The sequence below is a fragment of the Streptomyces turgidiscabies Car8 genome, from assembly GCF_000331005.1.
In the GTDB taxonomy this organism is placed as follows: Bacteria; Actinomycetota; Actinomycetes; order Streptomycetales; family Streptomycetaceae; genus Streptomyces; species Streptomyces turgidiscabies.
Genome location: NZ_AEJB01000002.1, coordinates 1 through 6,176 on the forward strand (window position 1 = coordinate 1; position 6,176 = coordinate 6,176).

Genomic DNA, 6,176 nt, shown 5'->3' on the forward strand with positions numbered 1-6,176 from the left:
AGGAACGGGATGGGACGGGTAGGGGCGGCGGGGGCGAGAACCCCCCTTACCTCCCGCGCAGCTCGCGATACTTGGCAACCAGCGCCGAGGTGGACGCATCCAACCCCGCCACCTCCACCCCCTCCGTCAACGCCGGCTCCACCCGCTTCGCCAGCACCTTCCCCAACTCAACCCCCCACTGGTCGAACGAGTCGATGTTCCACACCGCACCCTGCACGAACACCTTGTGCTCGTAGAGCGCGATCAACTGCCCCAGCACGGACGGACTCAGCTCCCCCGCCAGCACAGTCGTCGTCGGATGATCACCCCGGAACGTCTTGTGAGCGACCAACTCCTCCGGCACCCCCTCCGCCCGAACCTCCTCCGGGGTCTTCCCGAAGGCCAGCGCCTGGGTCTGCGCGAAGAAGTTGGCCATCAACAGGTCGTGCTGGCCCTTGAGTTCGTCGCTCAGCTCCGCCACCGGCTCGGCGAAGCCGATGAAGTCCGCCGGGATGACCTTCGTCCCCTGGTGGATCAACTGGTAGTAGGCGTGCTGCCCGTTGGTACCGGGCGTCCCCCACACCACCGGTCCGGTCTCCCACTCCACCGGCAGCCCGTCACGGTCGACCGACTTGCCGTTGGACTCCATGTCCAGCTGCTGCAGGTACGCCGTGAACTTGGACAGATAGTGCGAGTACGGCAGCACCGCATGCGACTGCGCCCCGAAGAAATTGCCGTACCAGACACCCAACAACCCCAGCAGCAACGGTGCGTTGCATTCCGCCGGAGCCGTCCGGAAGTGCTCGTCGACCAGCGCGAACCCGTCCAGCATCTCCCGGAACCGCTCCGGCCCGATCGCGATCATCAGCGACAGCCCGATCGCCGAGTCGTACGAGTACCGGCCGCCGACCCAGTCCCAGAACTCGAACATGTTCGCCGTGTCGATCCCGAAGTCGGCGACCTTCCCCGAGTTCGTCGACAACGCCACGAAATGCCGGGCGACCGCCTTCTCGTCACCACCGAGCCCCGCCAGCAGCCACGACCGCGCCGACGTCGCATTCGTGATCGTCTCGATCGTCGTGAACGTCTTCGACGCCACGATGAACAGCGTCTCCGCCGGATCCAGGTCCCGCACCGCCTCGTGCAGGTCCGCGCCGTCCACGTTCGACACGAACCGGAACGTCAGCTCCCGTGCGGTGAACGCCCGCAACGCGTCGTACGCCATCGCCGGACCCAGATCCGAGCCACCGATACCGATGTTGACGACATTCCGGATACGCCGGCCCGTGTGACCGGTCCACTCACCCGACCGCACCCGCTCCGCGAAAGCGGCCATCCGGTCCAGCACCGCGTGCACCGCCGGCACCACGTTCTCACCGTCGACCTCGACCACCGCGCCACGCGGCGCCCGCAGCGCCGTGTGCAGCACCGCCCGGTCCTCGGTGATGTTGATCCTCTCGCCCCGGAACATGGCATCCCGCAGCCCGAACACACCCGTCGCCGCGGCCAGTTCCTGGAGAAGGGCGAGGGTCTCGTCGGTGACGAGGTGCTTGGAGTAGTCGATGTGCAGGTCGCCGACCTGCAGCATGTATCCGGCACCGCGTCCGGGGTCGGTCGCGAACAGGTCCCGCAGACGGGTGTCCGCCAGCTCCTCACGGTGCTTGGCCAAAGCCGCCCACTCGGGCGTCTGGTTGAGCCTGTTACGGCTGTCTGCGTTCATCTCGGACTTCCGCCTCTTTCCTGCCTGGGCCCCCGCTGCCGGTCCCAACCTAATTGATCAGCCTGTTGGTCGAGCTGTCGTCCTACCGTCATCCGATCCGACAACAGATCCAACAACAGATACGTCCGACTTCAGCGCCGGTATCAGTGCGGCGACCGACAGGACGAAGAAAGCCGCGGCCAGCAACGCCGGGGTGTTGAGTCCCCACGCTGTCGCGACGGCCCCGCCCAGCAGTGCGCCCAGGGGTGCTCCGGCGACCGCCAGCGTCCGGAAGGCCGAGCTGATCCGGCCCAGCATCGCGGCGGGGCTGCGGCTCTGCATCAGCGTCGTCGTGTTGACGTTCCACACCATACCCATGAGCCCGAACGCCGCCAGGGCGGCCACCAGCGCGGCGAGGCTGCGCACCGAACCCATGACGACCAGCGCGCCGGTCTGCACCGTTCCGGCGAGCAGCACGGCCCGTATCCGCCCGAGTCGGCCGACCAGCCAGGCGTTCAGTACGCCGCCGGCGAGGCTGCCGACGGTGTACGCGGTCATCGCCGCCGCGTACCCTCCGTTGCCCGCGTCCAGCCATCGGGTCACCAGCAGCACCATCGTCGCGATGAGGGCACCCATGCCGATGTTGCACAGTGCCGTGGCAGCGCACAGGCCACGCAGCGGCCTGTCGTGCCACAGGGCGCGCAGGCCCGCCGCGATCTCCGTGCGCAGGGTGCTGCCCGCCGGTCTGGGCGTCCGCGCGGGCCCGTCGGGGCGCAGCGAGGCGACCAGGGCCGCCCCCGCCAGGAAGGTGACGGCATCGGCCGCGAACGGGACGGCCGCGCCCACCACGATCAGTACGGGCACCACCGGAGCGGCCAGCAGACCGCCCGCGACGCGCTGCCCGGTCATCAGTCGGGCGTTCGCGCCGCCGAGCGCCTCCTTGTCGACGATGCTCGGCAACAGGGCCGTCGAGGCGTTGTCGAAGAGGGTCTGAAGGGTGGTCAGTGCGAAGGCGAGCGCGACGAGCAGGCCGATCGAGGCGTGCCCGAGGCCGACGGCCACGGCGAAACAGGCGACCAGCAGCCCTCGCAGCGCATCGACCGTCCACATGGCGCGCCGCTGGTCGACGCGGTCCGCGACGGCACCGCCGAGCAGTCCGAAGACGAGCCAGGGCAGATAGCCGCAGGCCGTCACGGAGGCGATGAGCAGGGGGTTGTCGGTGAGTGTCACGGCGAGCAGGGGCAGTGCCGCCGTGCGCAGCGCGTCGCCGAAGCTGGAGAGTACGGCGGCGCTCCACAACCGCCCGAATCCCCCGCGCCACGCGGGCACACGCGCTCCCGCCATCTCGACCGTCGTCACCATTCCCCCTCGCGGTTCGCCGATTCACAAACCGTAGAGGGCACCACTGACAATCGGTCGGGGCGCCGTTGGCCGACGCCCCGTCAAACGGCTCCGGCCAGGCACCTTTCGGTGCCTGGCCGGCCGTCAACTCCTAGATCTCGCCCCGCAGTTTGGCGAGGGCCTCGGCGAGGATCGCCTCGCCGTCCGCGTCGCTGCGCCGTTCTCGTACATACGCCAGGTGCGTCTTGTACGGCTCGGTGCGCGGCGGGGCCGGTGGGTTGTCCCGGTCCTGTCCGGCGGGAAAGCCGCACCGCGGACAGTCCCAGGTGTCGGGGACCTGCGCGTCGCTGGCGAAGCTGGGCACCGTTTCGTGTCCGTTGGAGCACCAGAAGGAGATGCGCAGACGCGGCGCGGACTCGCCACGCTCGGCCTCGCCCATCGGCCCCGCCCCGACCCGGCTTCCTCGGATCGCGTTGCCACTTGCCACGGTCGTAACTCCCTGCGTAATGGTGCCGCGAAGCGAGTCGGCGTTTCGCTTCGTTGCGAGCGCCTCAGTCTACGTAAGGCCCAACGCGCGTCCAGTGCTTGGAGTTACAGGCCCTGCACCAAGACGCAAGCCCCATGATAGGCCGCCCTTGGCAGGGCGTACCGAACATGGGGCCTTACGTGCGGAATGTGCGTGCGTAATGTGCTGTCGTACCGGTATTTGACGACCGGTGTCAGCCGCTGATCAGTTGTTCACCTTCATCAGGATGCCGAGTACGACAATGGACGCGAACCACAACAGGCCGATCACCACGGTGATGCGGTCGAGGTTGCGCTCGGCGACCGAGGAGCCGCCGACGGACGACTGCATGCCGCCACCGAACATGTCGGAGAGGCCGCCGCCCTTCCCCTTGTGCATCAGCACCAGCAGCATCAGCAGCAGGCTGAAGACGATCAGGGCGATCGAGAACCCCAAAACCACGGCTGGACCAACTTCCTCGGATTCTGATGGACGACGGGGCCGGAACTCTCATTCGGAACGCTCGGCGCACCAAATACTAGTTTCGGCCCCGCAAGAGTACGACGGATCGCTCCTAGCGCATACTCACTGGTCGCGGAACCGAACGATCTTGACGAACTCGTCGGCGTCCAGCGAGGCACCGCCGACGAGCGCGCCGTCGATGTCGGGCTTCGCCATGATCTCGGCGACGTTCCCGGACTTCACCGAGCCGCCGTACTGAATGCGTACGGCGTCGGCGACGTCCTGGGAGTAGAGCTCGGCGAGCTTCGCGCGGATCGCCGCGCAGACCTCCTGGGCGTCGTCGGAGCCGCAGACCTTGCCGGTGCCGATGGCCCAGACGGGCTCGTACGCGATGACGACCGTCTCGGCCTGCTCGGCCGCGACGTCCTTGAGGCCGCCCTCGACCTGCGCGAGCGTGTGGGAGACGTGGTTGCCCGCCTCACGGACCTCCAGCTCCTCGCCGACGCACAGGATCGGCGTGAGGCCGTGCTTGTAGGCGGCCTTCACCTTGGCGTTGACGAGCTCGTCGGTCTCGTTGTGGTACTGGCGGCGCTCCGAGTGGCCGATCGCCACGTAGGTGCACTTGAGCTTGGCCAGCATCGGGCCGGAGATCTCACCCGTGTAGGCGCCGGTGTCGTGCGCGGAGATGTCCTGGGCGCCGTACTTGATCTTCAGTTTGTCGCCGTCGACCAGGGTCTGAACCGAACGCAGGTCGGTGAAGGGCGGCAAAACCGCGACCTCACAGGCCTCGTAGTCCTTGTCCGCGAGGGCGAAGGCGAGCTTCTGGACGTGGGCGATGGCCTCGAGGTGGTTGAGGTTCATCTTCCAGTTGCCCGCCATCAGGGGCGTGCGAGTGGTCATGTGCGGGGTCAGCCTTCCAGTGCGGCGAGACCGGGAAGCGTCTTGCCCTCGAGGTATTCGAGGGAGGCGCCGCCGCCGGTCGAGATGTGGCCGAATGCGTTCTCGTCGAAGCCCAGGATGCGCACGGCGGCGGCGGAGTCTCCGCCGCCGACGACCGTGAAGGCCGGGGAGTCGAGGAGGGCCTGGGCGACCGCCTTGGTGCCCTCGGCGTAGTCGGGGTGTTCGAAGACGCCCATGGGACCGTTCCAGAAGACGGTGCCGGCGTCGGCGAGCTTCGAGGCGTAGAGCGTGCTGGACTCCGGACCGATGTCCAGTCCCATCCGGTCCGCGGGCATCGCGTCGGCGGCGACGGTGGCCGGGTTGGCCGGAGCCTTGGTCTTCAGGTCGGGGAAGGCCGAGCCGGCCAGCACGTCGACGGGGAGGATCAGCTCGACGCCGTTCTTCTCCGCGCGCTCGATGTACTCGTTGACGGCCGGGAGCTGGTCCTCCTGAACGAGGGAGGCACCGATCTCGTACCCCTTGGCCTTGAGGAACGTGAACACCATGCCGCCTCCGATGAGGATGCGGTCGGCCTTGCCGAGGAGCTGGTCGATGACGGCGAGCTTGTCGGAGACCTTGGCGCCGCCGAGGACGACGACGTAGGGCCGCTTGACGTCCTCGGTGAGCTTCTTGAGGACGCCGACCTCGGTGGCGATGAGGTAGCCGGCGTAGTGCGGCAGGCGGGCCGGCAGGTCGAGGACCGAGGCGTGTCCGCGGTGCACGGCGCCGAAGCCGTCGCCCACGTAGACATCGGCGAGGGCGGCGAGCTGATCGGCGAACTCGCCGCGCTCGGTGTCGTCCTTCGATGTCTCGCCGGCGTTGAAGCGCAGGTTCTCGAGCACCGCGACCTGGCCGGCCTCGAGGCCGTTCACGGCGTCGTGGGCGGCGGGGCCGACGGTGTCCTGGGCGAAGGCCACAGGGGCGTCCAGGAGCTCGCCGAGGCGCTCGGCGGCGGGCCGCAGGGAGAAGGCAGGGTCCGGGGCGCCCTTGGGGCGGCCCAGGTGGGAGGCGACGAGGACTTTGGCGCCGGCGTCCGCGAGGGCCTTGACGGTGGGCAGGACGGCCCGGATGCGGCCGTCGTCAGTGATGGCTCCGTCGGCCAGCGGCACGTTCAGGTCGGCGCGGACGAAGACCCGCTTGCCGTCGACTCCTTCAGCGAGGAGTTCGTCGATCGTCTTCATGAAGGGGACTCCTAGGGAGGGCTCTTTGGTCCGGGAGGGGGCTGGATCGATCCGCACGCGCCACAGGGCT

6 protein-coding genes are annotated in these 6,176 nt (G+C 68.5%); all 6 read right to left on the minus strand.

Annotated features, from left to right (window positions below):
- Positions 1 to 46: 46 nt before the first annotated feature.
- Positions 47 to 1,699, minus strand: a complete 1,653-nt coding sequence (pgi, locus tag STRTUCAR8_RS00030) for a glucose-6-phosphate isomerase (protein WP_006373291.1) — start codon at positions 1,697 to 1,699, stop codon at positions 47 to 49.
- Positions 1,700 to 1,756: 57 nt separating this feature from the next.
- Positions 1,757 to 3,037, minus strand: coding sequence for an MFS transporter (locus STRTUCAR8_RS00035; protein ID WP_006373289.1), 1,281 nt, complete (start codon positions 3,035 to 3,037; stop codon positions 1,757 to 1,759).
- A 133-nt stretch (positions 3,038 to 3,170) separates the two neighbouring features.
- On the minus strand, positions 3,171 to 3,506 hold the full coding sequence (locus STRTUCAR8_RS00040) for an RNA polymerase-binding protein RbpA (protein WP_006373288.1): 336 nt from the start codon (positions 3,504 to 3,506) through the stop codon (positions 3,171 to 3,173).
- A 243-nt stretch (positions 3,507 to 3,749) separates the two neighbouring features.
- Complete coding sequence (secG, locus tag STRTUCAR8_RS00045) at positions 3,750 to 3,986, minus strand: preprotein translocase subunit SecG (protein ID WP_006373292.1); 237 nt, start codon at positions 3,984 to 3,986, stop codon at positions 3,750 to 3,752.
- A gap of 123 nt (positions 3,987 to 4,109) precedes the next feature.
- Positions 4,110 to 4,886, minus strand: coding sequence for a triose-phosphate isomerase (tpiA, locus tag STRTUCAR8_RS00050; RefSeq protein WP_006373287.1), 777 nt, complete (start codon positions 4,884 to 4,886; stop codon positions 4,110 to 4,112).
- A gap of 8 nt (positions 4,887 to 4,894) precedes the next feature.
- Positions 4,895 to 6,106 carry a phosphoglycerate kinase gene (locus STRTUCAR8_RS00055; protein ID WP_006373290.1) on the minus strand — a complete coding sequence of 404 codons (1,212 nt, stop codon included), beginning with the start codon at positions 6,104 to 6,106 and terminating at the stop codon, positions 4,895 to 4,897.
- Positions 6,107 to 6,176 lie beyond the last annotated feature (70 nt).

What these genes read in the sequence shown, in the direction of transcription:
- STRTUCAR8_RS00055 (WP_006373290.1), bottom strand. Translation starts at nt 6,106, where the DNA reads ATGAAGACGATCGACGAACTCCTCGCTGAAGGAGTCGACGGCAAGCGG.
- pgi (WP_006373291.1), bottom strand. Translation starts at nt 1,699, where the DNA reads ATGAACGCAGACAGCCGTAACAGGCTCAACCAGACGCCCGAGTGGGCG.
- tpiA (WP_006373287.1), bottom strand. Translation starts at nt 4,886, where the DNA reads ATGACCACTCGCACGCCCCTGATGGCGGGCAACTGGAAGATGAACCTC.